Source organism: Xylanimonas protaetiae, from assembly GCF_004135385.1.
In the GTDB taxonomy this organism is placed as follows: Bacteria; Actinomycetota; Actinomycetes; order Actinomycetales; family Cellulomonadaceae; genus Xylanimonas; species Xylanimonas protaetiae.
The window spans coordinates 2864186-2890779 of record NZ_CP035493.1; the positions used below are offsets into that span (position 1 = coordinate 2864186).

The 26594-nt window shown below is 72.7% G+C and carries 21 protein-coding genes and 1 tRNA gene; 18 read left to right on the forward strand and 4 right to left on the reverse strand.

What is annotated here, in order from left to right; genetic code table 11:
• Positions 1 to 21: 21 nt before the first annotated feature.
• The 8 genes from ET471_RS13260 to pyk all read left to right on the forward strand — a co-directional run bounded on the left by ET471_RS13260 (position 22) and on the right by pyk (position 12113).
• Positions 22 to 294 (forward strand): HGxxPAAW family protein, encoded by a 273-nt coding sequence (locus ET471_RS13260; RefSeq protein ID WP_129189046.1) that lies wholly within the window; start codon positions 22 to 24, stop codon positions 292 to 294.
• Positions 291 to 1118, forward strand: a complete 828-nt coding sequence (trpC, locus tag ET471_RS13265; RefSeq protein WP_129189048.1) for an indole-3-glycerol phosphate synthase TrpC — start codon at positions 291 to 293, stop codon at positions 1116 to 1118. The genes ET471_RS13260 and trpC overlap by 4 nt, the downstream gene beginning before the upstream one ends.
• A gap of 70 nt (positions 1119 to 1188) precedes the next feature.
• Positions 1189 to 2442: a tryptophan synthase subunit beta gene (gene trpB / locus ET471_RS13270; protein ID WP_242496544.1), complete on the forward strand. Its 1254-nt coding sequence runs from the start codon at positions 1189 to 1191 to the stop codon at positions 2440 to 2442.
• Positions 2439 to 3269: a tryptophan synthase subunit alpha gene (trpA, locus tag ET471_RS13275; protein WP_129189052.1), complete on the forward strand. Its 831-nt coding sequence runs from the start codon at positions 2439 to 2441 to the stop codon at positions 3267 to 3269. The genes trpB and trpA overlap by 4 nt, the downstream gene beginning before the upstream one ends.
• On the forward strand, positions 3269 to 4258 hold the full coding sequence (gene lgt / locus ET471_RS13280; RefSeq protein WP_129189054.1) for a prolipoprotein diacylglyceryl transferase: 990 nt from the start codon (positions 3269 to 3271) through the stop codon (positions 4256 to 4258). The genes trpA and lgt overlap by 1 nt, the downstream gene beginning before the upstream one ends.
• Before the next feature lie 177 nt (positions 4259 to 4435).
• Complete coding sequence (gene gltB / locus ET471_RS13285) at positions 4436 to 9013, forward strand: glutamate synthase large subunit (protein WP_129189056.1); 4578 nt, start codon at positions 4436 to 4438, stop codon at positions 9011 to 9013.
• Positions 9006 to 10481, forward strand: coding sequence for a glutamate synthase subunit beta (locus tag ET471_RS13290; protein WP_129189058.1), 1476 nt, complete (start codon positions 9006 to 9008; stop codon positions 10479 to 10481). Before gltB ends, ET471_RS13290 begins: the two co-directional genes overlap by 8 nt.
• A gap of 204 nt (positions 10482 to 10685) precedes the next feature.
• Positions 10686 to 12113: a pyruvate kinase gene (pyk, locus tag ET471_RS13295; RefSeq protein ID WP_129189060.1), complete on the forward strand. Its 1428-nt coding sequence runs from the start codon at positions 10686 to 10688 to the stop codon at positions 12111 to 12113.
• Positions 12114 to 12191: 78 nt separating this feature from the next.
• Here pyk and ET471_RS13300 read toward each other — a convergent pair.
• Positions 12192 to 12275: transfer RNA gene (locus ET471_RS13300), tRNA-Leu, on the reverse strand.
• 110 nt (positions 12276 to 12385) lie between these two features.
• Here ET471_RS13300 and ET471_RS13305 point away from each other — a divergent pair.
• A complete protein-coding gene (locus ET471_RS13305; RefSeq protein WP_129189062.1) occupies positions 12386 to 13045 on the forward strand; it encodes an ANTAR domain-containing response regulator in 660 nt (219 codons plus the stop codon).
• Between the two features lie 4 nt (positions 13046 to 13049).
• Positions 13050 to 13682: a GNAT family N-acetyltransferase gene (locus ET471_RS13310; protein WP_129189064.1), complete on the forward strand. Its 633-nt coding sequence runs from the start codon at positions 13050 to 13052 to the stop codon at positions 13680 to 13682.
• A gap of 6 nt (positions 13683 to 13688) precedes the next feature.
• On the opposite strand, the gene ET471_RS13315 is transcribed toward ET471_RS13310, so the two are convergent.
• Positions 13689 to 14090: a PaaI family thioesterase gene (locus tag ET471_RS13315; protein WP_129189066.1), complete on the reverse strand. Its 402-nt coding sequence runs from the start codon at positions 14088 to 14090 to the stop codon at positions 13689 to 13691.
• Between the two features lie 19 nt (positions 14091 to 14109).
• Between ET471_RS13315 and polA the strand changes: the two genes are divergently transcribed.
• From polA to ET471_RS13335, 4 genes are all read left to right on the forward strand, one after another.
• The gene (gene polA / locus ET471_RS13320; RefSeq protein WP_129189068.1) at positions 14110 to 16830 is read left to right on the forward strand and encodes a DNA polymerase I; all 2721 of its coding nucleotides are present in this window, start codon (positions 14110 to 14112) and stop codon (positions 16828 to 16830) included.
• 74 nt (positions 16831 to 16904) lie between these two features.
• Positions 16905 to 17810: a DUF368 domain-containing protein gene (locus tag ET471_RS13325; RefSeq protein ID WP_129189070.1), complete on the forward strand. Its 906-nt coding sequence runs from the start codon at positions 16905 to 16907 to the stop codon at positions 17808 to 17810.
• Between the two features lies 1 nt (position 17811).
• Complete coding sequence (locus tag ET471_RS13330; protein ID WP_129189072.1) at positions 17812 to 18162, forward strand: DUF2200 domain-containing protein; 351 nt, start codon at positions 17812 to 17814, stop codon at positions 18160 to 18162.
• Positions 18163 to 18246: 84 nt separating this feature from the next.
• On the forward strand, positions 18247 to 19341 hold the full coding sequence (locus tag ET471_RS13335) for a DMT family transporter (protein WP_242496291.1): 1095 nt from the start codon (positions 18247 to 18249) through the stop codon (positions 19339 to 19341).
• A 44-nt stretch (positions 19342 to 19385) separates the two neighbouring features.
• Here the strand turns inward: ET471_RS13335 and ET471_RS13340 are convergent, their stop codons facing one another.
• On the reverse strand, positions 19386 to 20180 hold the full coding sequence (locus tag ET471_RS13340) for a class I SAM-dependent methyltransferase (RefSeq protein ID WP_129189074.1): 795 nt from the start codon (positions 20178 to 20180) through the stop codon (positions 19386 to 19388).
• Between the two features lie 122 nt (positions 20181 to 20302).
• Between ET471_RS13340 and ET471_RS13345 the strand changes: the two genes are divergently transcribed.
• The 4 genes from ET471_RS13345 to ET471_RS13360 all read left to right on the forward strand — a co-directional run bounded on the left by ET471_RS13345 (position 20303) and on the right by ET471_RS13360 (position 24499).
• Positions 20303 to 21328, forward strand: a complete 1026-nt coding sequence (locus tag ET471_RS13345) for a 6-phosphofructokinase (RefSeq protein WP_129189076.1) — start codon at positions 20303 to 20305, stop codon at positions 21326 to 21328.
• 137 nt (positions 21329 to 21465) lie between these two features.
• Positions 21466 to 22935 carry a 30S ribosomal protein S1 gene (gene rpsA / locus ET471_RS13350; protein WP_129189078.1) on the forward strand — a complete coding sequence of 490 codons (1470 nt, stop codon included), beginning with the start codon at positions 21466 to 21468 and terminating at the stop codon, positions 22933 to 22935.
• Between the two features lie 112 nt (positions 22936 to 23047).
• Entirely contained in the window at positions 23048 to 23599 is a 552-nt protein-coding gene (locus tag ET471_RS13355) for an NUDIX domain-containing protein (RefSeq protein ID WP_129189080.1), read from the forward strand.
• A 9-nt stretch (positions 23600 to 23608) separates the two neighbouring features.
• A complete protein-coding gene (locus ET471_RS13360; protein ID WP_129189082.1) occupies positions 23609 to 24499 on the forward strand; it encodes a TIGR01777 family oxidoreductase in 891 nt (296 codons plus the stop codon).
• A gap of 195 nt (positions 24500 to 24694) precedes the next feature.
• Here ET471_RS13360 and ET471_RS13365 read toward each other — a convergent pair whose 3' ends face one another.
• The gene (locus ET471_RS13365) at positions 24695 to 26566 is read right to left on the reverse strand and encodes an ABC transporter ATP-binding protein (protein ID WP_129189084.1); all 1872 of its coding nucleotides are present in this window, start codon (positions 26564 to 26566) and stop codon (positions 24695 to 24697) included.
• Positions 26567 to 26594 lie beyond the last annotated feature (28 nt).

A 26594-nucleotide genomic window follows, 5' to 3' on the forward strand; every position in this document is an offset into this window, starting at 1 on the left:
GTGAGAGGCATCACCACCGCCATGGCCGAGAACACCAGCACCGAGAACGCGTACCTGCCCGACGCCGCCCCGTTCCACAACGAGGGCAAGACGCTCGCCGCGTGGGTCGCGATGATCGGTGTGACGGTCGGCGCGATCATCGCCGCCGCGGGCTTCGTCTCGCCGACGGTCTGGCTCATCGTCGTGGGCGCCGTCGTCGTCGTCGGGTCGCTCGTCGCCGGCGGCGTGCTGCGCGGCATGGGCCACGGCCAGCCGCGTCCCGCGACGCCGTCCGACCGGGAGCTCCGCGCATGACGACCGTCCTCGAGGGGATCGTCGCGGGCGTCCTGGAGGACCTGGCGGTCCGCCAGGCCGCGACGAGCCTGGACGTGCTCAAGGAGCGCGCCGCGCGCGCCCCGGGCGCGCTCGAGGTCGTCTCGCGCCTGCGCAAGCAGGACGCCGTCGCCGTGATCGCCGAGGTCAAGCGCTCCAGCCCGTCCAAGGGCGCGCTCGCCGCGATCGCCGACCCCGCCGCGCTCGCCGCCGACTACGCCGCGGGCGGCGCCTCCGTCATCTCCGTGCTCACGGAGGAGCGCCGGTTCGGCGGCTCGCTCGCCGACCTGGACGCCGTGCGCGCCCGCGTCGACGTCCCCGTGCTCCGCAAGGACTTCGTCGTCACGCCCTACCAGGTGTGGGAGGCGCGGGCGCACGGCGCCGACGTCGTCCTCCTCATCGTCGCGGCGCTCGAGCAGACCGTGCTCACCTCGCTCGTCGAGCGCGTGCACTCGCTCGGCATGACGGCCCTGGTCGAGGCGCACACCGCCGACGAGGTCCGGCGGGCGCTCGACGCCGGCGCCCGCGTCGTGGGCGTCAACGCCCGCAACCTCAAGACCCTCGAGGTCGACCGCGACACCTTCACGGCCCTGGCCCCGCTCATCCCCGACGACGTCGTGCGCGTCGCCGAGTCGGGCGTCCGCGGGCCCCACGACGTCATGGACTACGCCCGGGCCGGCGCCCACGCCGTGCTCGTGGGCGAGGCCCTGGTCACCGGCGAGGCCCCCCGTCGCTCCGTCGCCGACCTCGTGGCCGCGGGTCAGCACCCGTCGCTGTGGTCGGTGCGCCCGGCCGCGCAGTCCTGAACACCGAAAGGCTGACGTGAACCAGGAACACCCTGTCAGTGATGCCCTGACGAGCACCCTCGCCCACCAGGTGCTCGGCAAGCTGTCCGAGCAGCCCGGTCCGTACTACGGCGAGTTCGGCGGGCGCTTCGTGCCCGAGGCGCTCGTCGCGGCGCTCGACGAGCTCGAGGCCGAGTACCGCAAGGCGCTGGACGACCCAGGGTTCCGCGACGAGCTCGCCCGCCTGCACCGCGAGTACGTGGGCCGCCCGTCGCCGCTGACCGAGGTGACGCGGTTCGCGCAGCACTGCGGCGGCGAGGCCGGCAACCGGGTGTTCCTCAAGCGCGAGGACCTCAACCACACCGGCTCGCACAAGATCAACAACGTGCTCGGCCAGGCGCTGCTCGTCAAGCGCATGGGCAAGACGCGCGTGATCGCCGAGACGGGCGCCGGCCAGCACGGCGTCGCCACCGCCACGGCCGCCGCGCTGCTCGGCCTGGAGTGCGTCGTCTACATGGGCGAGGAGGACACGCGGCGCCAGGCGCTCAACGTGGCCCGCATGCGCCTGCTCGGCGCCACCGTCGTCCCCGTGGAGATCGGCGCGCGCACCCTCAAGGACGCGATCAACGAGGCGTTCCGCGACTGGGTCGCCAACGTCGAGACGACGCACTACCTGCTCGGCACCGTGACCGGGCCGCACCCGTTCCCCGAGATGGTGCGCGAGTTCCACCGCATCATCGGCGAGGAGGCGCGCGAGCAGATCCAGGAGCGGATCGGCCGCCTGCCCGACGCGCTCGCCGCGTGCGTGGGCGGCGGCTCCAACGCCATCGGCCTGTTCAACGCGTTCCTCGACGACACGGACGTGGCGATCTACGGCTTCGAGGCCGGCGGCGAGGGCATCCGCCCCGGCCTGCACGCGGCCCGCTTCTCCGGCGGCTCGCCGGGCGTGCTGCACGGCACCCGCTCGTACGTCCTGCAGGACGACGACGGCCAGACGATGCCGACCCGCTCCATCTCGGCGGGTCTCGACTACCCGAGCGTCGGCCCCGCCCACGCGTGGCTCAACGACATCGGCCGGGCGACGTACCGCCCGATCCTCGACACCGAGGCCATGGACGCCTTCCGCATCCTGTGCCACACCGAGGGCATCATCCCGGCGATCGAGTCGTCGCACGCGCTCGCCGGCGCCATCCAGGTGGGCCAGGAGCTCGCCGCGGCGGGCAAGCGCGACCAGGTCATCCTGGTCAACCTGTCCGGGCGCGGCGACAAGGACGTGGCCACCGCCGCCCGGTGGTTCGGCCTGCTCGACGACGCCGCCCCGCAGGGTGCGGAGGGAGACCAGTGAGCGCCACCGTGACCTCGCAGTCGGGCGCGCTGCTCGACGCGACCCTGGCCGCCGGCCGCCCCGCCCTGTTCGGGTACATCCCGCTGGGCATGCCGACGCCCGACCGCGCGATCGAGGCCGTCACCGCGATGCTCGACGCCGGGGCCGACGCCGTCGAGCTCGGCATCCCGTACACCGACCCCGGCGTGGACGGCCCCGTCGTCCAGCGCGCCGGCGAGGCGGCGCTCGCGGCGGGCACGCGCGTGCGCGACGTCGTCCGCGTCGTCGAGGCCGTCAAGGCGCACGCGCCCGCGGCCCCCGTGCTCGTGATGAGCTACTGGAACCCGGTGCTGCGCTACGGCGTCGACGCGTTTGCACGCGACCTGGCCGGCGCCGGGGGCGCGGGCATCATCACGCCCGACCTCATCCCCGACGAGGCCAGCGACTGGCTCGCCGCCTCCGACGCCCACGGCCTCGACCGCGTCTTCCTCGCCGCCCCGAGCTCGACGCCCGAGCGGCTGCGCATCACGGCGAGCGCCTCGCGCGGCTTCGTCTACGCGGCCTCCGTCATGGGCGTCACGGGGACGCGCACGCAGGTCGGCGAGGCCGCCGAGCAGCTCGTCGCCGACACGCGCGCCGCGGGCGCGGACCACGTGTGCGTCGGTCTCGGCGTCTCGACGGGCGCCCAGGCGGCCGAGGTGGGCCGCTACGCCGACGGCGTCATCGTCGGCTCGGCGCTCCTCAAGACACTTCAGACGGACCGCCCCTGGGCCGCCCGCCTCGATGACCTCCAGGCCGTCACGGCCGAGCTCGCCGCGGGCGTCGCCCGCGCCCGGAAGGACGTCTGATGCTCCCGATGCAGATCCCGAGCCCGTCGCAGGGCGTGTGGCACCTCGGCGCGCTGCCCATCCGCGCCTACGCGATCGCGATCCTCCTGGGCATCGTCGCGGCCGTGTGGATCGCGGCGAAGCGCTTCACGACCCGCACCCGGGGCGGCACGTTCGACGACGTCCTGGAGATCACGTTCTGGGCGGTGCCGTTCGGCATCGTCGGCGGGCGGCTCTACCACGTCATCACGACGCCGCAGCCGTACTTCGGCCCGGACGGCGACCCGATCCGAGCGCTGTTCATCTGGGAGGGCGGCCTGGGCATCTGGGGCGCGATCGCCCTGGGTGCGCTCGGCGCGTGGATCGGCGCCCGACGCCAGAACATCCGGTTCCCGGTGTTCGCCGACGCGGTCGCCCCCGGCCTGCTCGTCGCGCAGGCCATCGGCCGCCTGGGCAACTGGTTCAACCAGGAGCTCTACGGGGCGCCGACGACGCTGCCGTGGGGCCTGGCGATCGACCCCGCCCACCTGGTGACCGACCCCGCCACGGGCCGCCGGTTCCCCGAGGGCACGCTGTTCCACCCGACGTTCCTGTACGAGCTGCTGTGGTGCCTCGCCGCGGCCGCGGTGCTCGTGTGGCTCGACCGCCGCTACCGGCTCGGCCACGGCCGCGTCCTGTGGGCGTACGTCGGCCTCTACACGCTGGGCCGCGTCTGGATCGAGGCGCTGCGCGTCGACACGGCCGAGCACATCCCGCTCTTCGGGCTCACCCTGCGGCTCAACGTCATCACCTCGGTCGTGATGTTCGTCGTCGCGGTCGTCATGTTCGTCGTCCTCGGGCGCCGGCACCCGGAGCGCGAGGCGGACGCCCGCCTCGTCGTCCCCGCGGAGGAGCCGGCAGAGGACCTGCCGGACGGCGCGGAGGACGGCGACGCACCCTCCGCAGACGGCCCTCTTGATGACGGGCACGTTTCGGCGGACGATCCAGTAACTGATCCGAAACATTCCTGACCTACACTTCTGCTCCACTCCGCAACACATCCGGGGGAGCGGTGCGCGCCGCACCCAGCGCGTCCGCCGACCCACTGGCACCCCCACCCAGGGGAGCTCTGACCACTCGGGCCGACGGCGTCCCGCAAGCAGTACGGACGACGCGCCTGGCAAGGGCGCGTCAGAAGGACGGTGTTGATGACCACGCCGCTGCACGGGGGCCTTGTCCCGGGTCGGCAGGGCCTCTACGACCCCGCGGCCGAGCACGACGCCTGTGGTGTTGCCTTTGTCGCTACCCTCCGCGGCACGCCCGGACGGGACATCGTCGACGCGGGCCTGACCGCCCTGCTCAACCTCGACCACCGCGGTGCGGTGGGCGCGGAGGAGAACTCGGGCGACGGCGCGGGCATCCTCACGCAGATCCCGGACGCGTTCCTGCGCGACGTGATCGCGGCGGAGCTGCCCCCGGCGGGTCACTACGCCATCGGCATCGCGTTCCTCCCGCAGGACCCGGCCGAGGCGGACGGCGTCGCGCGGCGCTTCGACGAGATCGCCGCGGAGGAGAAGCTCGACGTCCTCGCGTGGCGTGACGTGCCGGTCACGGCCGACCTGGTCGGCCCCATGGCGCGCGCCTCGATGCCGCTGTTCCGCCAGGTGGTCGTCGCCGACCCGTCGCGCGAGCTGTCCGGCATCGACCTGGACCGCCGCGCGTACCGCGTGCGCAAGCGCGCGCAGAACGAGCTGGACCTGTACCTGGCGTCGCTGTCGGCGCGCACCATCACGTACAAGGGCATGCTGACGACGGCGCAGCTCGAGCCGTTCTTCCCCGACCTCAGCGACCCGCGCTACGCGTCCGAGCTCGCGCTGGTCCACTCGCGCTTCTCGACGAACACGTTCCCGTCGTGGCCGCTGGCGCAGCCGTTCCGCCAGATCGCGCACAACGGCGAGATCAACACGGTGCGCGGCAACCGCAACTGGATGGCGGCCCGCGAGGGCACGCTGGCGAGCGAGGCGCTGGGCGACCTCGCCCCGCTGCTGCCGGTCTGCACCGACGGCGCGTCCGACTCGGCGAGCTTCGACGAGGTGCTCGAGCTGCTGCACCTGGGCGGCCGCTCCCTGCCGCACGCCGTGATGATGATGGTCCCGGAGGCGTGGCAGAACCACGCGGAGATGGACCCTGCGCGCCGGGCGTTCTACCAGTACCACGCGCACCTCATGGAGCCGTGGGACGGCCCCGCCGCCCTGACGTTCACCGACGGCACGCTCATCGGCGCCGTGCTCGACCGCAACGGCCTGCGCCCGGGGCGCTACTGGGTCACCCAGGACGGCCTCGTCGTGCTCGCCTCCGAGTCGGGCGTCCTCGACCTCGACCCCGCGACCGTGGTCAGCAAGGGCCGCCTCGAGCCGGGCCGCATGTTCCTCGTGGACACGGGCGCCGGACGCATCGTCGAGGACGACGAGATCAAGGGCCAGCTCGCCGCCCAGCAGCCGTACCAGCGCTGGCTCGACGACCACCGCATCACGCTCGAGTCCCTGCCCGAGCGCGAGCACGTCGCGCACAGCCCCGCCTCGGTGCAGCGCCGCCAGCGCACCTTCGGGTACACCGAGGAGGAGCTCAAGGTCATCCTGACCCCGATCGCGAACTCCGGCGCCGAGCCGCTGGGCGCGATGGGCACGGACACGCCGATCGCGGTGCTCTCGAGCCGCCCGCGCCTGCTCTTCGACTACTTCACGCAGATGTTCGCGCAGGTCACGAACCCGCCGCTGGACGCCATCCGCGAGGAGCTCGTCACGTCGCTCGGCAGCGCCATCGGCCCCGAGCCGAACCTGCTGACGGCGACGCCGGAGCATGCCCGCAAGCTCGCGCTCGACTTCCCGGTGGTCGACAACGACCAGCTCGCGAAGATCGTCAACGTCGCCAAGGACGAGCGCCTCGAGGGCCTCTTCCGCTCGTACACCGTGCGCGGCCTGTACTCCGTGGCCGGCGGCGGCGCCGCGCTCTACGACCGGCTCGAGGCGATCTTCGCCGAGGTCGACGCCGCGATCGCCGACGGCGCGACGCACATCGTCCTGTCCGACCGTGAGTCGAACGCGGAGCTCGCGCCGATCCCGTCGCTGCTGCTGACGTCGGCCGTGCACCACCACCTGCTGCGCCAGCGCACCCGCACCCGCATCTCGCTCGTCGTCGAGGCCGGTGACGTGCGCGAGGTGCACCACGTCGCGCTGCTCGTCAGCTACGGCGCCGCGTGCGTCAACCCGTATCTGGCCATGGAGACCGTCGAGGACCTGGCCGTGCGCGGCTACCTCGAGGTCTCGCCCGCGAAGGCCGTCGCGAACCTCATCAAGGCGCTCGGCAAGGGCGTGCTCAAGGTGATGTCCAAGATGGGCATCTCGACGATCATGTCCTACCGCGGGGCGCAGATCTTCGAGGCCGTCGGCCTGAGCCAGGAGCTCGTGGACGACTACTTCACGGGCACCACGTCCCGCCTGGGCGGCGTCGGGCTCGACGTCGTCGCGGCCGAGGTGGCCGCGCGGCACGCCGAGGCGTACCCGCCGTCCGGCAACCGCGACCCGCACAAGCGCCTGACCACGGGCGGCGAGTACCAGTGGCGCCGCGACGGCGAGGAGCACCTCTTCGACCCGGAGACCGTGTTCAAGCTGCAGCACGCCACGCGCACCGGCCGGATGGACGTCTTCCGCCAGTACACGCGCCGCGTGGACGAGCAGTCGCGCCGCCTCATGACGCTGCGCGGCCTGCTGCGGTTCGCGCCGGACCGCGAGCCGATCCCGGTCGACGAGGTCGAGCCGGTCTCCGAGATCGTCAAGCGCTTCAACACGGGCGCGATGTCGTACGGCTCGATCTCCGCCGAGACGCACGAGACGCTCGCGATCGCGATGAACCGCCTCGGCGGGCGCTCCAACACGGGCGAGGGCGGCGAGCACCCCGAGCGCCTGTACGACCCCGAGCGCCGCTCGAAGGTCAAGCAGATCGCCTCGGGCCGCTTCGGCGTGACGTCGGAGTACCTCACGCAGGCCGACGACATCCAGATCAAGCTCGCCCAGGGCGCCAAGCCCGGCGAGGGCGGTCAGCTGCCGGGCGCCAAGGTGTACCCGTGGGTGGCTCAGGTGCGGCACTCGACGCCGGGCGTCGGGCTCATCTCGCCGCCGCCGCACCACGACATCTACTCGATCGAGGACCTCGCGCAGCTCATCCACGACGCGAAGAACGCCAACCCGGTCGCGCGCATCCACGTCAAGCTCGTCTCCGAGTTCGGCGTCGGCACGGTCGCGGCGGGCGTCTCCAAGGCGCACGCCGACGTCGTCCTCATCTCGGGGCACGACGGTGGCACGGGCGCCTCGCCGCTCACGTCGCTCAAGCACGCGGGCACGCCCTGGGAGATCGGCCTGGCCGAGACCCAGCAGACGCTCGTGCTCAACAACCTGCGCGACCGCATCACGGTGCAGGTGGACGGCCAGCTCAAGACGGGCCGCGACGTCATCGTCGCGGCGCTGCTCGGCGCCGAGGAGTTCGGCTTCGCGACGGCGCCGATGGTTGTGTCGGGCTGCATCATGATGCGTGTCTGCCACCTCGACACGTGCCCGGTGGGCGTCGCGACGCAGAACCCGGAGCTGCGCGCCCGGTTCACGGGCAAGCCCGAGTTCGTCGTGAACTTCTTCGAGTTCATCGCCCAGGAGGTGCGCGAGCACCTCGCGTCGCTCGGCTACCGCTCGATCGAGGAGGCCGTCGGCCAGGTGCAGGTGCTCGACACCCGCAAGGTCGTCGACCACTGGAAGGCCTCCGGCCTGGACCTGGCCCCCGTGCTGGACCAGCAGGTGGCCGCGCCGGGCTCGACGCTCTTCAAGACCAAGGAGCAGGACCACGGCCTGGCCAAGGCCCTGGACAACCAGCTCGTCGCCGCGGCCCAGCCCGCGCTCGAGCACGGCACGCCCGTGACGATCGCCGTGCCGGTCCGCAACGTGAACCGCACGGTCGGCACGATGCTCGGCCACGAGGTCACCAAGCGGTACCGCGGCGCCGGCCTGCCGGACGGCACGATCGACGTGACGCTGACCGGCTCGGCCGGCCAGTCGTTCGGCGCGTTCGTGCCGCGCGGCATCACGCTGCGCCTGTTCGGCGACGCGAACGACTACGTCGGCAAGGGCCTGTCGGGCGGCCGCATCGTGGTGCGCCCCGACAAGGCGTCGGTCCTGGAGGGCCTCGCCAACGTCATCGCCGGCAACGTCATCGGCTACGGCGCGACGTCGGGCGAGATCTACCTGCGCGGGCGGGCGGGCGAGCGCTTCGGCGTGCGCAACTCGGGCGCGACGCTCGTCGTCGAGGGCGTGGGCGACCACGCCTGCGAGTACATGACGGGCGGCACCGTGCTGGTGCTCGGCCCCACGGGCCGCAACCTGGGCGCGGGCATGTCGGGCGGCACGGCGTACGTGCTCGACCTGCGCGCCTCGGCGATGAACACCGCCGCGGTCACGGCGGGCGAGCTCGAGGTCGCCCCGCTGGACGACGCCGACTGGGACGTCGTCCAGGACCTGCTGCGCCGGCACGCCGAGGAGACCGGCTCGAACGTCGCCCAGGTCCTGCTGTCCGACGACGGCGCCCGCGCGCGGTTCTCCCGCGTGCTGCCGCGCGGCTGGGCGCGCGTGCGCCTCGCCCTCGCCCAGGCGGAGGCCGACGGCCACGACCTGGCCGCGATGGAGAAGTCGGGCGAGTGGGACGAGAAGCTCTGGAACAACATCGTGGAGGTGGCTCGTGGCTGACCCTCGTGGCTTTCTGAAGGTCCGGGACCGCGAGCTCCCGCCGAACCGTCCCGTCGAGGTGCGCCTGCGCGACTGGAAGGACACGCACGCGCACCGGAAGGCTGGGGAGCCGTACCTCGTCAACTTGCACGACCAGGCGGGCCGCTGCATGGACTGCGGCGTGCCGTTCTGCCACCAGGGCTGCCCGCTGGGGAACCTCATCCCCGAGTGGAACGACCTGGTGTGGCGCGACCAGTGGGCCGACGCCGTCGACCGCCTGCACGCGACGAACAACTTCCCCGAGCTCACCGGGCGCATCTGCCCGGCGCCGTGCGAGTCGTCCTGCGTGCTCGGCATCAGCCAGCCGCCCGTGACGATCAAGAACGTCGAGGTGTCGATCGCCGACGCCGCGTTCGAGCGTGGCCTGACCCCGCAGGTGCCCGCGCGCCTGACGGGCACGACGGTCGCCGTCGTGGGCTCGGGGCCGGCCGGCCTGGCCGCCGCCCAGCAGCTCACGCGGGCGGGCCACACGGTCGTCGTGTACGAGCGTGACGCCCGCATCGGCGGCCTGCTGCGCTACGGCATCCCGGACTTCAAGCTCGAGAAGCACATCATCGACCAGCGCCTGGCCCAGATGGAGGCCGAGGGCACCCGGTTCCGCCACGGCGTCGAGATCGGCAAGGACATCACCTGGGACGCGCTGCGCCGCCGTTTCGACGCGGTCGTCGTCGCCACGGGTGCCACCGTGCCGCGCGACCTCCGGCTGCCCGGCCGCGAGCTGCGCGGCGTGCACTACGCGATGGACTTCCTCGTCCCGGCCAACCAGGTCGCCAACGGCGAGGACGTCCCGGCCGGCGTCCCGAGCGCGGAAGGCAAGCACGTCGTCGTCATCGGCGGCGGCGACACCGGCTCGGACTGCGTCGGCACGGCGCTGCGCCAGGGCGCGGCGAGCGTGACCACGCTCGCGATCGGCAAGAAGCCCCCGCTGACCCGCCCGGCGAACCAGCCGTGGCCCACCGACCCGATCCTCTTCGAGGTCTCGACCTCGCACGAGGAGGGCGGCGAGCGGACCTACCTGGCCTCCACCGTGGAGTTCCTCGACGACACGACGGGCGGCGTCGTCGGCCTGCGCGTCGCGGAGACCGAGTACCTGCCCGACGGCCGCCGCGAGCCCAAGGCGGGCACCGAGCACGTGATCCGTGCGGACCTCGTGCTCGTCGCCATGGGATTCACCGGGCCGGAGACCGCGGCGCTGACCGCGCAGACCGGCGTCGAGCTCACGGAGCGCGGCCTGCTGCGCCGCGGCGACGACTTCGCGACGAGCCTCCCGGGCGTGTTCGTGGCCGGCGACGCCGGCCGCGGCCAGTCGCTCGTCGTGTGGGCGATCGCCGAGGGCAGGGCCGTCGCGGCGGCCGTCGACGCGCACCTGCGGGGCACGACGGAGCTCCCGGCCCCGGTCGGACCGCGGACCGTCGCCCTGCGAGGATGAGCCGATGCCCGTTCGGGGCGCGCTACGCGCCTCGAACGAGCAAGATTGCGGCAGGTGAGTCTTAGATAGTCGGTGGTGTGCGTGCGCCCCACGGGCTGCCTTCGTAGGGCCTAGACGCGCCGCCGGGTAAGACCACGGGCGCTAGAGCGTCCGCGCAGGCCCCGGGTGACCAAACCGGGGCACCAAGATGACGAGGCTGGAGACATGCGCAGAGCCAAGATCGTTTGCACCATCGGACCCGCCACGAGCTCGCCGGAGAACCTCCGCAAGCTCATCGAGGCCGGTATGGACGTGGCCCGAATCAACCGGAGCCACGGCTCGTTCGAGGAGCACGAGGCCGTCTACAACAACGTCCGCGAGGCCGCCAAGGCCACCGGTCGCAACGTGGCCATCCTGGTCGACCTCCAGGGCCCCAAGATCCGCCTCGGCAAGTTCGAGGAGGAGAAGAAGTACTACCTCGAGGTCGGTGACAAGTTCACCATCACGACCGAGGACATCGTCGGCAACCAGCAGATCGTCTCGACGACCCACAAGGGCCTGGCCGGCGACGCCAAGCCGGGCGACGTCCTGCTGATCGACGACGGCAAGGTGCGCCTGCGCGTCGAGTCGGTCGAGGGCCCGCGCGTCAACGCCGTGACCGAGATCCCCGGCCCGGTGTCGAACAACAAGGGCATCAACCTCCCCTCCGCCGCGGTGTCCGTCCCCGCGCTGTCGGAGAAGGACATCGAGGACCTGCGCTGGGGCCTCAAGATGGGCACCGACTTCATCGCCCTGTCCTTCGTGCGCAACGCCAAGGACTACGACGACGTCCGCGCCATCATGGAGGAGGAGGGCCGGGTCGTCCCGGTCATCGCCAAGCTCGAGAAGCCGCAGGCGATCGAGAACCTCGAAGAGGTCGTCGCCGCGTTCGACGCGTTCATGGTCGCCCGTGGCGACCTCGCCGTCGAGATGCCGCTCGAGGAGGTGCCGCTCATCCAGAAGCGCATCATCGAGCTCGCCCGCCGCAACGCGAAGCCGGTCATCGTCGCCACCCAGGTGCTCGAGTCCATGACCAACAACCCGGTGCCGACGCGCGCCGAGGCCTCCGACTGCGCCAACGCCGTCCTCGACGGCGCCGACGCGGTCATGCTCTCGGGCGAGACCTCGGTCGGTGACTACCCGATCATCACCGTGCAGACGATGGCGAAGATCATCGAGTCGACGGAGAAGCTCGGCGCGGAGCGCATCGCGCCGCTCGGCTCGCGCCCGCACACCCGCTCGGGTGTCATCACGCAGGCCGCGAAGGAGGTCGGCGAGCAGCTCGGCGCCAAGTACTTCGTGACCTTCACGCAGTCGGGCGACTCGGCGCGCCGCATGTCGCGCCTGCGTTCGCAGATCCAGCTCCTGGCCTTCACGCCGGAGTCGTCGGTCCGCAAGGAGCTGGCGCTGAGCTGGGGCACCGAGGCCTACGAGGTCCCGTCCGTCGACTCCGTCGACGCGATGGTCGCGCAGGTCGACTCGACCCTGCAGGCCAACGGCCTCGCCGAGCCGGGCGACCGCGTCGTCATCGTCTCGGGTGCGCCGGTCGGCGTCCCGGGCACGACGAACTCGATCCTGGTGCACAAGGTCGGCTCGACCGACACGGGTCGCTGACCTGGCGATGCGCCACTGAGGCCGTCGCGCACGACGAAAGCCCGCGGGGATCGATCCCCGCGGGCTTTCGTGCTGCGGTGCCGGGTGCGGGACTCGAACCCGCACGCCCTCTCGGACAGCGAGGTTTGAGCTCGCCCTGTCTGCCTGTTCCAGCAACCCGGCGCTGGGACCCAAGGCTACCCGGAGCCGGAGTCCGACGATGACGGTTTGAGCCAGCGAGTCCGTCACCACGATGCCTCCCGTGGCTGGTGAGGACGCCGCAGCGGACTAGGATGGCGGTCGTGACCGAGAAGCTGCCGCTGGATCTTCCGCCCCTGCTCGAGCCGGAGGCTCCCGTCCCCACCGCGCCTGCGCGCCCCGCGCGCCGCGCCGTCGTCGCGGAGGACGAGGCCCTGATCCGCATGGACGTCGTCGAGACGCTCCGCGAGGCAGGGTTCGAGGTCGTCGGCGAGGCCGGTGACGGCGCGACCGCCGTGGAGCTCGCCCTGGAGCTCAAGCCGGACGTCGTCGTCTGCGACGTGAAGATGCCCGAGATGGACGGCATCACCGCGGCCGAGAAGATCGGCAAGGCGCACGCCGCGCCCGTCGTCCTGCTCACCGCGTTCTCGCAGACCGAGCTGGTCGAGCGTGCTCGCGACGCCGGCGCGATGGCCTACGTCGTCAAGCCGTTCACCCCGGCCGACCTGCTGCCCGCCGTCGAGATCGCGATCTCGCGCTACCAGCAGATCGGTGCCCTCGAGGCGGAGGTCGCCGACCTCACCGAGCGCTTCGAGACCCGCAAGCGCGTCGACCGAGCCAAGGGCCTGCTGCAGACCAAGATGGGCCTCTCCGAGCCCGAGGCCTTCCGCTGGATCCAGAAGACGTCGATGGACCGCCGCCTGACCATGCGCGAGGTCGCCGACGCCGTCATCGAGCAGGTCGGCGGGGCCTGATCCCATGCGCTCGCAGCCCGAGGTACGGCCGGCGGAGCGCGACGACCTCGTCGTCGTCGCTGCGCTGACCGCCGCGGCACGCCCGACGACGACCGTGGGCGTGCCGGTCGACACCGCGGGCGAGGACGCGATCCGCGCCCACCTGTCGATCTACCTCGCCACGAGCGGCCAGGTGCTGGTGGCCGAGCTCGACGGGCACATCGTCGGGTTCGTCCTGACGCGCACCGCGGGCCCCTACCTGTTCGCGGAGGTCGTCGCCTGGGTCGTCGACTCCCTCTACGTCACCCCGGACGCCCGGCGCCGCGGCGTCGGGCACGCGCTCGTCGCGGGCGTCGCCGCCCTGGCGGGGGAGTCGGGTGCCACGTACGTGTACGCGGGCGCGACGGCGGGGGACCGCAACATGCAGCGCTTCCTGGCCCGCCTGGGGTTCGCCCCGGCCGCGGGTCACCGCGTCGTGCCGACGGCGACGCTGCTGCGCCGGCTCGCCCAGGAGGGTGCGCCGACCGTGTCGCGGCCCCGGGCGAAGCGCGACGCGACGAGGGCGGCGCTCGATGACATCATCGCCCGCCGCCGCCGGGCGCGGGAGGCGGGGACGCACACCGCCCCGATCGGGCTGAGCCACCGCCGCGTCTCCTGAGCCGCGCTACGCCCCGGGCGGCGCGTCGACCACCATGCACGTGAGCCGGCCCGTGCAGATCCGGCGCCCCTTGTCGTCGGTGATCGTGACCGCGTAGGACGCGAGCGTCCGGCCCCGGCTGATCGCCACCGCCTCGCCGCGCACCACGCCCTGGCGCGCCGAGCGGTGGTGCGTGACGTTGAGCTCGATCCCCACCGCTGCCCGGCCCGGGCCCGCGTGCTGCATCGCGGCGATCGACCCGAGCGTCTCGGCGAGCACGGCCGAGGCACCCCCGTGCAGCAGGCCGTAGGGCTGGGTGTTGCCCGCGACGGGCATCGTGCCGGTGGTGCGGTCGGCGGAGACCTCGAGCACCTCGATGCCCATGCGCTCGATCAGCGTGCCCGCCAGCCCGGGAAGCGTGTCAGTCATGGACGGTAGGTTGGCATCCGTGACGACGACCGCGCCAGCAGGGCACCCCGTGACCGCCACGAGCCACCGGCCCCGCCTGCTCCTCATCGACGGGCACTCGATGGCGTACCGCGCGTTCTTCGCGCTGCCCGACACCATGGCCACCACGTCCGGCCAGGTGACGAACGCGGTCTACGGGTTCACCTCGATGCTCACCAAGCTGCTGGGCGACGAGCAGCCCACGCACCTCGCCGTGGCGTTCGACGTGTCCCGGCGGTCGTTCCGCACCGAACGGTTCCCCGAGTACAAGGGCACGCGGTCCGAGACGCCGGCGCCCTTCAAGGGCCAGGTGCCGCTCATCAAGGACGTCCTCCAGGCGCTGCGCGTCCCCACGCTCGAGCGCGAGGGCATCGAGGCCGACGACATCATCGCCACCCTGTCCGGGCAGGCGTCGGCGGCGGGCATGGAGGTGCTCGTCTGCTCCGGCGACCGCGACTCCCTCCAGCTCGTCAGCGAGGACGTGACGCTGCTGTACCCCGTGCGCGGCGTGTCCGAGATGGCGCGGTTCACGCCCGACTCCGTCGCCGAGAAGTACGGCGTGCCGCCCGAGCAGTACCCCGACCTGGCCGCCCTGGTGGGCGAGACGAGCGACAACCTGCCCGGCGTGGCCGGGGTGGGCCCGAAGACGGCCGCCAAGTGGGTGGCGCAGTTCGGCGGCCTCGAGCCGCTGCTCGCGAACGTCGACCAGCTCAAGGGCAAGGCCGCCGAGAACCTGCGCGCCGCCGTCGACCAGGTGCGGCTCAACCGTGAGCTCAACGCGCTCCTGCGCGACGTCGAGCTCGAGTACGCGCCCGACGACCTGCTGCTGCGCGGCTTCGACCGCGAGGCCGTGCACCGCATCTCCGACACGCTCCAGTTCGGCACGCTGCGCGACCGGCTCCTGGCGGTCGACCCTGCGGGCCACGACGAGGCCGCTGACGGCGCCGTCGACGCGGGGTTCGAGCTCGACGTCGTCGAGCTGCCCGCGGGCGGGCTCGCCGCCTGGCTCGCCGCGCGCGCCGGCCGCACCGTCGGCGTCGACGTCAGCGGGCGCGGCACGCCCAACCAGGGCGACGCGTGGGGCGTCGCGCTCGCCGAGGGCGGCGAGGGCGTCGCGTACGACCTCGCCGACATCACCGCCGACGACGAGGCCGCGCTGACCGCCTGGCTCGCCGACCCCGCCGCGCCCAAGGTGCTGCACGGCGCCAAGACGGCCTGGCACTCCCTGGCTGCGCGGGGGATCGCCCTCGACGGCGTCGTCTTCGACACGGAGCTGGCCGCCTACCTGTGCTACCCCGACCAGCGCGGCTACGACCTGGGCGACCTCGTCGCACGGCACCTGGGCCGCGAGCTCAAGGTCGAGGACGACGGTGCCCAGGGGGCGCTCGACCTCGACCTGGGCGGCACAGGCGCCCGGGGCGTGGGCGAGGCCACGCGCGCCGCCGCCGTCGCCGACCTGGCCCAGGCGCTCACGGGCCAGCTGGCCGACCGCGGCGCGACGTCGCTGCTCACCGACGTCGAGCTGCCGCTGTCGCGCGTGCTCGCGCGCGTCGAGGCCAACGGCATCGCCGCCGACACGGACTTCCTGACGACGCTCGAGCGAGGCTTCGCCGACCAGGTCGCCCAGGCCGCGGGCGAGGCGTACGACGCCATCGGGCACGAGGTGAACCTCGGCTCGCCCAAGCAGCTCCAGGAGGTGCTGTTCGGCGAGCTCGACATGCCCAAGACCAAGAAGACCAAGACGGGCTACACGACCGACGCGGCCGCGCTCGCCGAGCTGTACGCCAAGACGGGGCACCCGTTCCTGGAGCACCTGCTCGCGCACCGCGACGCCACGCGGCTGCGCGTCACGGTCGAGGGGCTCATCAAGTCGGTGCACCCGGACGGGCGCATCCACACCACCTTCCAGCAGACGATCGCCGCGACGGGCCGCCTCTCGTCCACGGAGCCGAACCTCCAGAACATCCCCATCCGCACCGAGGCGGGGCGGCAGATCCGCCGCGCGTTCCGCGTGGGCGACGGCTACGAGACGCTCCTGACGGCCGACTACTCGCAGATCGAGATGCGCATCATGGCGCACCTGTCGGGCGACGCCGGGCTCATCGAGGCGTTCCGGTCGGGGGAGGACCTGCACCGGTACGTGGGCTCGCGCGTCTTCGGCGTCGAGCCCGCAGGCGTGACCGCCGAGATGCGCTCCAAGGTCAAGGCGATGTCCTACGGCCTGGCGTACGGGCTCTCCGCGTTCGGGCTCAGCCAGCAGCTCGGCATCTCCACGGGCGAGGCGCAAGGCCTCATGGACGACTACTTCGCCCGGTTCGGCGGGGTGCGCGAGTACCTCGACGGCGTGGTCGAGGAGGCCCGGGCCACCGGCTACACCGCCACCGTGCTGGGCCGGCGCCGGTACCTGCCCGACCTCACGAGCGACAACCGTCAGCGCCGGCAGATGGCCGAGCGCATGGCCCTCAACGCGCCCATCCAGGGCAGCGCGGCCGACATCATCAAGCTCGCCATGCTGGGCGTGCAGCGCGAGCTGGACGCTCGCGGGCTGCGCTCGCGGCTGCTGCTCCAGGTGCACGACGAGCTCGTCGTCGAGGTCGCCCCGGGGGAGCGCGCGGCCGCGGAGGACGTGCTGCGCTCGCAGATGGGGGCGGCGTACACGCTGGACGTCCCCCTCGACGTGTCGGTGGGGACGGGGGAGACATGGCACGACGCCGGTCACTGACGGACAGCCCAGGGGTGGGGGACGAGACGGGAGCCCCACCACGGCACGCCGCCTCGGCTAGGGTCCCCGGTCCTATGGACTGGATCATCCGCGTCGTCAAGGGCGTCGTCATCTCGCTGGGCTTCATCCTCCCGGGCGTCTCGGGCGGGGTCCTCGCGGCCATCCTCGGTCTCTACGAGCGCCTGCTGCGCTTCCTCGCCAACTTCCGACGCCGGTTCCGGGTCGACTTCCCGTACTTCGTCCCGGTCGGCATCGGTGGCGTGGTGGGCCTCGGACTGCTGTCGAGCCCGCTGGCGTACGCCATCGAGCACTGGCGCGTGCCCGTCATGTGGGCGTTCGCCGGCGCGATCCTCGGAACCGTGCCCGCCCTGTGGCGCACGGCGGCCGAGCGCCTCGACGGCCGTGCGGGCCGCGACGGCACGGACTGGGCCTGGCTCGTCGGCACGTTCGTCGTCGCGATCGTGGGCCTGTACCTGCTGCCGTTCGCCACGGGCACGGTCCCGGCGAACTTCGGAGGCTTCCTGCTCGCGGGCGGTCTCATCGCGCTCGGCGTGCTCGTGCCCGGCCTGTCGCCGTCCAACCTGCTCATCATCCTGGGTCTGCTCCAGCCGATGCTGCAGCGCTTCGGCCGCGAGGGGGACTTCGGCCTGACCGACGCCCTGACGACGCTCGTGGCGGTCGCGCTCGGCGCGATCGTCGTGCTGGCGGCGTTCTCGAAGCTCATGGAGCGCGTGCTGGACCGGTTCCACTCACGCGTCTACCACTTCATCATCGGCTTCGTCCTGGCCTCGACCGTGCTCATCCTCGTGCCGACGCCGTCGGGCTCGGTGCTCCACGGCACCGAGGACGCGATGACGTACGAGGGCGTGACGGCCACGACGATCGTGGTGGCCGCGGTGCTGTTCCTCGCGGGTGTTGCGCTGGGCCTGTGGATGGCCATGCTGGAGAAGAAGCACAAGACCGTCGACGCAGGGGTGTGACATGGCCACCGACCGCCTCGCGAACCTGACCTTCGCGAGCATCTACCCGATGTACGTGCAGAAGGTCGAGCGCAAGGACCACACGGTCGACGAGCTGCACACCGTCATCGGGTGGCTCACCGGCTACGACGACGCGGGCATCGCCGGGTGCGTCGCCGACGGGCGCACCTTCGAGCAGTTCTTCGAGAAGGCGCCCGCGATGAACCCGAACGCCGCCCTCATCCGGGGGGTCATCTGCGGGTACCGCGTCGAGGACATCGAGGACCCGCTGCACCAGAAGGTGCGCTGGCTCGACAAGCTCGTCGACGAGCTGGCCCGCGGCAAGAAGATGGCGAGCATCCTGCGCGCCTGAGGCGTTGCCCCCGGGCGACGAGATACCGCGCGCAGCCCGCCCCGCGCCCGATCCGGGGGCCACGGGCTCCTACCTTGAGGGTTCGTGAGCACCACCTCTGAGCGCGCTGCCGCCATCACGACCGACACCGTCGCGCCGGGCCGACGCCTCGACCGGCTCAAGGCCGCGGGAGTCGCCGCCGCCTTCGCCGCGGGCCTCGTCTCCGCCGTCCAGAGCCACGTCAACGGCTCCTTCACCGCCGCCCTCGGGAACGGCATCGTCGTCGCGACCATCAGCTTCGGCTCCGCGACCCTGATCCTGACCCTGCTGCTGCTCCTCGTCCCGAAGGCCCGCCACGGCGTCGGACGTGTCGTCGCCTCCCTGCGCGCCGGCCGCAAGAACACCTCGGACGCCGTGCGCGCCATCCACCGCGGCGTGCCGGGCATCGGCCGCCTGCGCTGGTTCCAGGTCATCGGCGGCGCCGCCGGCGGCCTCTTCGTCACCGCCCAGGGCATCACCGTGGGGTCCCTCGGCGTCGCGATGTTCGTGGTCGCCGTCACCGCCGGCCAGTCGGTGTCGTCGCTGTTCTGCGACATGCTCGGGTTCGCGCCCGGCGGCAAGCGCGGCATCACGTTCGGCCGCGCCGTCGGCCCGGCCCTCGCCATCGCCGCCGTGCTGGTCGCGCAGTGGGCCCGGCTCGGCGCCGCCAGCCAGCTCTACCTGGTGGCCCTGCCCATGGTCGCCGGCGTGTTCGTCGCCGCGCAGCACGCCGTCAACGGCCGCGTCGAGACGACGGCGGCGACCGCGCCCTTCGGCCCGCAGGTCGACCGCCTGCCCGGCGCCCTGGCCGCCACCTTCGTCAACTTCCTCGTCGGCACGGTCGCGCTGCTGGTCGTGGTCTCGGTCGCGCTCGCGATCCAGGGCTGGCCCACGGGCGAGCTCCCGAGCGAGTGGTGGATGTACACGGGCGGCGCGCTCGGCGTGGTCTTCATCGGCACGGCCGCCGCCGTCGTGCACCGCATCGGCGCGCTGCTGCTGGCGCTGTCGCTCATCGCCGGCCAGATCACGGGCGCGATCGTGCTCGACGTCACCGTGCGCGACCTGCCGCTGAGCACCAGCGCGCTGGTCGCGGTGGCGCTGACCTTCTGCGCGATCGCCGTCCCGGCGATCACCTCGCGCACCCCTGCCGAGGCCCGCTGACCCCGCCGTCGCGGTGCCGCCCGCACGGGCGGCACCGCACCGGGCTAGCGCCTCGTCACGAAGACGGCCGTGCCGGGCAGGTACGCGCCGCGCTCGGGCCCCCAGCCGCCCCACACCTGGTCGTTCCAGGCGGGCCACTCCGGCTCGACGACGTCGAGCAGCGTGAGCCCGGCGGCGACGACGTCGCGCACGTGGTCGCCCACGGTGCGGTGGTACTCGGCGTAGACGACGCGGCCGCCCGCCTCCTCGACGTACGGGCGGCGGTCGAAGTAGGACCGGTTCGCCGTCAGCCCGTGCGTCGTCGGGTCGTCCGGGAACGCCCAGCGCAGCGGGTGCGTCACCGAGAACACCCACCGCCCGCCGGGGCGCAGCACGCGGGCGGCCTCCGCGTGGACGCGGACGGCGTCGGGCACGAACGGGATCGCGCCGAACGACGTGAAGACGACGTCGAAGCTCGCGTCGGCGAACGGGAGCGCGCGGGCGTCGGCCTGGACGACCGGCACGCGCACGCCGGTCGCGGCGTCGAGGGGGGCGCCGCCGCGCAGCATGCCGTGCGAGACGTCGGTGGCGACGACGTCGGCGCCCTGGCGGGCGAGCCAGCGCGAGCACTGCGCCGCCCCGGCGCCCACCTCGAGGACGCGCCGCCCGGCGACGTCGCCCAGCAGCCGCGCCTCGGCCTCCGTCAGGCCCTCCGGCCCCCAGCGGAAGCCCGCGTCGCCGAGGAACTCGCCGTGCTCGTCGAGGTACTCGGCGGCGTTGGCGTCCCACCACGCGCGACCGGCGGACCCGCCCTCGGTGTCCGGCACATGGCGGTAGCCGACGCTCTCGATGTCGCTCACGTGAACATCCTGCCGTGACGTGCGCCGGGACACGTCACCCGGCACGACGTGGACAGGCCACATGGTTAGGATCACAGCGGCACGCGGGCCGCGTGCCTTCCGAGAACACCTGGGGGAAGCACGTGCGAGTCGGACTCCTGACCGGTGGCGGGGACGTCCCCGGCCTCAACGCGGCGATCCGGGCGGTGGTCAAGCGCGGCGAGGGCGAGCACGGCCACTCGATCGTCGGCTTCCGCAACGGCTGGCGCGGCCTGGCCGAGGGTGACGTCATGCCGCTGGGCCGTCAGCAGATCCGCAACGTGCTGCCCATCGGCGGGACGCTGCTCGGCACGGCCCGGTTCCACCCGCACTCCGCCGACGGCGGCATGGACGCCGTGCTCACCACGCTCGAGGCGGAGCGCATCGAGGCTCTCATCGTCATCGGTGGCGACGGCACGCTGCACGCGGCGAGCAAGGTGGCCGAGGCCGGCATCAACATCGTCGCGATCCCCAAGACGATCGACAACGACGTCTGGGGCACCGACCGCTCGATCGGCTTCGACACCGCGGTGACCATCGCGACCGAGGCTGTCGACCGCATCCACACCACGGCCGAGTCGCACAACCGCGTCATGATCATCGAGGTCATGGGCCGGCACGCCGGCTGGATCGCGGCGACGTCGGGCATCGCGGGCGGCGCCGAGCTGGTGCTGGCCCCCGAGCAGCCGTTCGACATCGACAAGATCGTCAAGTTCCTCAAGCACCGCCACCGCGCGCACGCGAGCTTCTCCATCATCGTGGTCGCCGAGGGCGCGGCTCCGGCCGAGGGCACGGCCATGCAGTACGAGACGCAGCTCGGCCGCTTCGGCGAGATCATCGCCGGGTCCATCTCCGAGCGCCTCAAGGTCGAGATCGCCGAGCGCACCGGGTTCGACACACGCGTGACCGTGCTCGGCCACATCCAGCGCGGCGGCACCCCGACGCCGACCGACCGCATCCTCGGCTCCCGCTTCGGCGTGGCGGCGATCGACGCCATCACCCGCGGCGAGACGGGCGTGATGACGGCGCTGCGGGGCGAGGACATCGTCCTGGTGCCGCTCGCCGAGATCGCCGGCAAGGTCAAGCACGTGCCCACCGAGCTGCTCGACGTGGCGCAGGCGCTCGCCTGATTCGACCCGACCGCCGTCCATGGCTAGGATGGACGGCGGTGCCGTGCGCCTGCCCTCAGGTCTGACCCAGGCCGGCGAGTGCCGCCCACCAAGTCCCTGTCCGCACGACTCCTTGTCCACATCGGAGCATCCACTTCATGACCATCTCCACCACGAGGTCCGTCCCGCAGGTCGCCGTCAACGACATCGGCACCGCGGAAGACCTTCTTGCCGCCATCGACGCCACCATCAAGAACTTCAACGATGGTGACATCGTCGAGGGCACGATCGTCAAGGTCGACCGCGACGAGGTCCTCCTCGACATCGGCTACAAGACCGAGGGTGTGATCCCCTCGCGCGAGCTGTCCATCAAGCACGACGTCGACCCGTCCGAGGTCGTCAACCTCGGTGACGTCGTCGAGGCCCTGGTCCTCCAGAAGGAGGACAAGGAGGGTCGCCTGATCCTGTCCAAGAAGCGCGCCCAGTACGAGCGCGCCTGGGGCACGATCGAGAAGATCAAGGAGGAGGACGGCGTCGTCACCGGCACCGTCATCGAGGTCGTCAAGGGCGGCCTCATCCTCGACATCGGTCTTCGCGGCTTCCTCCCCGCCTCGCTCGTGGAGATGCGTCGTGTCCGCGACCTCCTGCCGTACGTCGGCAAGGAGATCGAGGCCAAGATCATCGAGCTCGACAAGAACCGCAACAACGTCGTCCTCTCGCGCCGTGCCTGGCTCGAGCAGACGCAGTCCGAGGTGCGCTCGACCTTCCTGCAGACCCTGCAGAAGGGCCAGGTCCGCCCCGGTGTGGTCTCGTCGATCGTCAACTTCGGTGCGTTCGTGGACCTCGGCGGCGTCGACGGCCTCGTCCACGTCTCCGAGCTGTCGTGGAAGCACATCGACCACCCGTCCGAGGTCGTCGAGGTCGGCCAGGAGGTCACCGTCGAGGTTCTCGACGTCGACTTCGACCGCGAGCGTGTCTCCCTGTCGCTGAAGGCGACGCAGGAGGACCCGTGGCAGACCTTCGCCCGCACCCACGCCATCGGCCAGGTCGTGCCGGGCAAGGTCACCAAGCTCGTCCCGTTCGGTGCGTTCGTGCGCGTCGAGGACGGCATCGAGGGCCTCGTGCACATCTCGGAGCTGGCCGTGCGCCACGTCGAGCTGCCGGAGCAGGTCGTCACGGTGGGCCAGGAGGTGTTCGTCAAGGTCATCGACATCGACCTGGAGCGCCGCCGCATCTCGCTGTCGCTCAAGCAGGCCAACGAGGGTGTGGACCCGGAGTCCGAGGACTTCGACCCCGCGCTCTACGGCATGGCCGCCGAGTACGACGAGAACGGCGAGTACAAGTACCCCGAGGGCTTCGACCCGGAGACCAACGAGTGGCTCGAGGGCTTCGAGGCGCAGCGCGAGGCCTGGGAGGCCGAGTACGCCAAGGCGCACGAGCGTTGGACGGCTCACCGCGAGCAGGTGCGTGCGGCCTACGCCGCCGACGCCGACGCGGCTGCCGACACGGGTGCGGCTCCGGCCGGCGCGTCGTCCTACTCCTCGGCCGCCCCGGCCGCCGAGGCCACGGGCACGCTCGCTTCGGACGAGGCGCTCGCCGCGCTTCGCGAGAAGCTCACGGGCAACTGATCACCGCGCAGACAACGGCTCGGAAGATCGCCTGATCGCACGGAGGCCCGTCACCCCTCGGGGTGGCGGGCCTCCGTCGTGCCCGGGTCCGCGCCCGGCCTAGGGTGGGCGCATGGCCTGGACCACCCGCACCTCCCGCACGGCGTACGAGAACCGCTGGATCCGCGTCCGGGAGGACGAGGTGGTCATGCCGGACGGGCACGACGGCGTCTACGGCGTCGTCGAGCTGCGGAACGAGGCGGTATTCGTCGTCGCGCTCGACGACGAGGACCGCGTGCTGCTGGTCGACGTCGACCGGTACACCGTGGGACGGTCGCTCGAGGTGGTGGCCGGCGGGTCCGACGGCGACGACCCGCTCGTCGCGGCGCAGCGCGAGCTGCGCGAGGAGGCGGGCCTGGAGGCCGCCACGTGGGTGAGGATCGGGGCGATGGACGCCCTCAACGGCGTGTGCGTCGCGCCCGAGGTCGTGTTCCTGGCCCGCGGGCTGCGTCCGGCCGTGTCGGCCGAGGAGCTCGCGGCCACGCACGCGGAGGAGGGCATCGCCGCGACCCGGTGGGTGCCGTTCCCCGAGGTGCTGGGCATGGTCGCGCGCGGGGAGATCCGCGACGGCGAGACGATGGCGGCGCTCGCGCTCGCGGGCGTCCGCCTCGGACGGTTCCGGTAGGGAGGCACGATGGACGTCGCCGTCTCCGGCGCGAGCGGCCTCGTCGGGTCGGCGCTGCGCGCGTCGCTCGAGGCCGACGGGCACCGGGTGCTGCCGCTGCTGCGGCCCGGGCGGCCCGGGCGGGGCATCGCGTGGGACCCTGCCCGCGGCACCATCGACGCCCGCGCGCTCGACGGGCTGGACGCCGTCGTGCACCTGGCGGGCGAAGGCGTGGCCTCGGGGCCGTGGACCGCCCGGCACCGCGAGGCGGTGCTGCGCAGCCGCGTCGACGGGACCACGCTGCTCGCGACGGCGCTCGCGGGCCTCGACCGGCCGCCACGCGTGCTCGTCTCGGGGTCCGCGATCGGGTACTACGGCACGCGCGGCGACGAGCTGCTCACGGAGCGGTCGCGGGCCGGGCACGACTTCCTCGCCGGGGTGTGCGTCGCCTGGGAGGCGGCGACGGCCGCGGCCGAGGCGGCGGGGATCCGGACGGTGCGGGCGCGCACCGGCATGGTGCTCGCCCCGCGCGGGGGAGCGCTGGGCCCGCAGCGGGCCCTGTTCCGGGCCGGGCTGGGCGCCAAGGCGGGGCGCGGGACGCAGTGGGTGTCCTGGATCCACCTCGACGACGAGGTCGGCGCCATCCGGCATGCGATCGAGCACGACGACGTCGCCGGGCCCGTGAACCTGACGGCCCCGGGGCCGGTGACCAACGCCGCGTTCGCGCGCGCGTTCGCCGCCTCGTTCGGGCGGCGGGCGCGGCTCACGATCCCGCGCGTGGCGACCGCGCTGCCGTTCGGCGTCGGGCCGCTGGTGGACTCGCTGCTGTTCGCGAGCCAGCGTGTGGTGCCGGAGGTGCTGGAGCGGTCCGGGTACGCGTTCCGCCACCCGGAGCTGGGCGAGGCGCTCGCGCACGTGTGACGGCCCGACGCCGGGCGGCTTCGGGGCGGCGGCTCCGGGGCGGCGGACCGTGGTTGGCGGGCTGGCCGGGCCGCCGACGATCGGAACGTGCGGTTCGGATCGAAGCGTGCGGTTCATTGCACGTTCCGATCCGAATGCCACGCTCCGATCGGTGCCCAGTGCCCGGTGCCCAGTGCCCGGTGCCGCCCAGCGGCGTCAGGCCGCCGTCAGCGCGTCTGCGAACTGCGTCGCATGGAGCGTCGCGTAGAGGCCGCCCGCGGCGAGCAGCTCCTCGTGCGTGCCCTGTTCGACGGCGCGGCCGTCGTCGAGCACGACGATGAGGTCCGCGGCACGGACGGTCGAGAGCCGGTGGGCGATCACCAGGGACGTGCGTCCGTGCAGTGCGGTGTCGAGGGCGGCCTGGACGACGGCCTCGGACTCGGAGTCGAGGTGGGCGGTGGCCTCGTCGAGGACGACGACGTCGGGGGCCTTGAGCAGGAGGCGGGCGATGGCGAGTCGCTGGCGCTCGCCGCCGGAGAGGCGGTAGCCGCGGTCGCCGACGACCGTGTCGAGGCCCTCGGGGAGCGAGGTCACGAGGTCCCAGACGTGGGCGCCGCGCAGCGCGTCCTCCAGCTCGCGGTCCGTGGCGGTCGGCCGGGCGTAGCGGAGGTTCGCCGCGATGGTGTCGTGGAAGAGGTGCGCCTCCTGGGAGACGACGCCCACCGTGTCGCGCAGCGAGGACAGCGTCACGCCGCGCAGGTCCTGCCCGGCGATGCGGACCGACCCGTCCGTGGGGTCGTACATGCGGGTCACGAGCTGCGAGACCGTCGTCTTGCCGGCGCCCGAGGGGCCGACCAGCGCGACCATCGCGCCCGCGGGGACCGAGAACGAGACGGACCGGAGGGTGTCGTCGGTGGCGTCGCGCCGCGGGGCGGCGACGGCCTCGAGCGAGGCCAGCGACACCTCGGACGCGCTCGGGTACCGGAACCGCACGCCGTCGAGGCTGAGCGACGCGCCGCGCGCGGCGACGTCGAGGCGCAGGTCGCGAGCGGCAGGGCGCTCCGCGACCGACGGCTCAAGGTCCAGCACCTCGAGCACGCGCTCGAACGACACGAGCGCCGTCATGACGTCCACCTGGACGTTGCTCATCGAGGTGATGGGCCCGTACAGGCGTCCGAGGAGCGACGTCAGGGCGATGACGACGCCGACGGTCAGCTCGCCGCGGATGGCCTGGAGCCCGCCGACCCCGTAGACGACGGCGACCGCGACGGACGCGACGGTGGACAGCCCGAGGCGGAACCAGGTGGAGAACATGGCCCGCCGGACCGAGAGGGCGCGCTGTGCGGCGACGGTCTCGCGGAACTGGGCGGACTCGCGCTCCGGGTCGCCGAAGATCTTGGCGAGGTGCGCGCCCGCCACGTTGAACCGCTCGTTCATGAGCTGGGAGGTGTCGGCGGACAGGTCGTAGCCCTGCCGCTGCATGGCCGCCAGGCGGCGTCCCATGAACCGGGCGGGCAGCACGAACACGGGGAGCAGCACGAGCGAGAGCAGCGTGAGCCGCCACGACATCGCGATCATCGCGGCGAGCGTGAAGGTGATGGTCAGGGCGTTGGAGACGACGGTCTGGAGCGTCGACGTGAAGGCCGACTGGGCGCCGTTGACGTCGCCGTTGAGCCGCTGCACCAGCGCGCCGGTGCGCGTGCGGGCGAAGAAGGCGAGCGGCATGCGCTGCACGTGGTCGAACACGGCGGTGCGCAGGTCGAGGACGATGCCCTCGGAGATCGCGGTGGAGACGTAGCGCTGGGCGAGCGTCAGCCCGGCGGATGCGACCGCGAGCAGGGCGGCGGTGGTCGCCATCGTCACGACGACGCCGCGGTCGCCGCCGGCGATGCCGTCGTCGATCAGCCGGCGGAAGATCAGCGGGCCGGCCGCGCCGGCGGCCGCGCTGACGGTGAGGATGAGCAGGAAGACGGCGAGCCGGCCCCGGTAGGGGCGGGCGAAGGTGAGAGCGCGCGGGAGCGTCCCACGGGCGAGCTTGTGGTCCTTGACGGACGGGTCCTGGGTGAAGGTGCGCATGCCGCGGGGCATCGGGCCTCCTGGGGTGTCGGGGAACGAG

What these genes read in the sequence shown, in the direction of transcription:
- ET471_RS13260 (WP_129189046.1), top strand. Translation starts at nt 22, where the DNA reads ATGGCCGAGAACACCAGCACCGAGAACGCGTACCTGCCCGACGCCGCC.
- trpC (WP_129189048.1), top strand. Translation starts at nt 291, where the DNA reads ATGACGACCGTCCTCGAGGGGATCGTCGCGGGCGTCCTGGAGGACCTG.
- lgt (WP_129189054.1), top strand. Translation starts at nt 3,269, where the DNA reads ATGCTCCCGATGCAGATCCCGAGCCCGTCGCAGGGCGTGTGGCACCTC.
- gltB (WP_129189056.1), top strand. Translation starts at nt 4,436, where the DNA reads ATGACCACGCCGCTGCACGGGGGCCTTGTCCCGGGTCGGCAGGGCCTC.
- pyk (WP_129189060.1), top strand. Translation starts at nt 10,686, where the DNA reads ATGCGCAGAGCCAAGATCGTTTGCACCATCGGACCCGCCACGAGCTCG.
- ET471_RS13305 (WP_129189062.1), top strand. Translation starts at nt 12,386, where the DNA reads ATGGCGGTCGTGACCGAGAAGCTGCCGCTGGATCTTCCGCCCCTGCTC.
- ET471_RS13310 (WP_129189064.1), top strand. Translation starts at nt 13,050, where the DNA reads ATGCGCTCGCAGCCCGAGGTACGGCCGGCGGAGCGCGACGACCTCGTC.
- ET471_RS13315 (WP_129189066.1), bottom strand. Translation starts at nt 14,090, where the DNA reads ATGACTGACACGCTTCCCGGGCTGGCGGGCACGCTGATCGAGCGCATG.
- ET471_RS13325 (WP_129189070.1), top strand. Translation starts at nt 16,905, where the DNA reads ATGGACTGGATCATCCGCGTCGTCAAGGGCGTCGTCATCTCGCTGGGC.
- ET471_RS13330 (WP_129189072.1), top strand. Translation starts at nt 17,812, where the DNA reads ATGGCCACCGACCGCCTCGCGAACCTGACCTTCGCGAGCATCTACCCG.
- rpsA (WP_129189078.1), top strand. Translation starts at nt 21,466, where the DNA reads ATGACCATCTCCACCACGAGGTCCGTCCCGCAGGTCGCCGTCAACGAC.
- ET471_RS13355 (WP_129189080.1), top strand. Translation starts at nt 23,048, where the DNA reads ATGGCCTGGACCACCCGCACCTCCCGCACGGCGTACGAGAACCGCTGG.
- ET471_RS13360 (WP_129189082.1), top strand. Translation starts at nt 23,609, where the DNA reads ATGGACGTCGCCGTCTCCGGCGCGAGCGGCCTCGTCGGGTCGGCGCTG.
- ET471_RS13365 (WP_129189084.1), bottom strand. Translation starts at nt 26,566, where the DNA reads ATGCCCCGCGGCATGCGCACCTTCACCCAGGACCCGTCCGTCAAGGAC.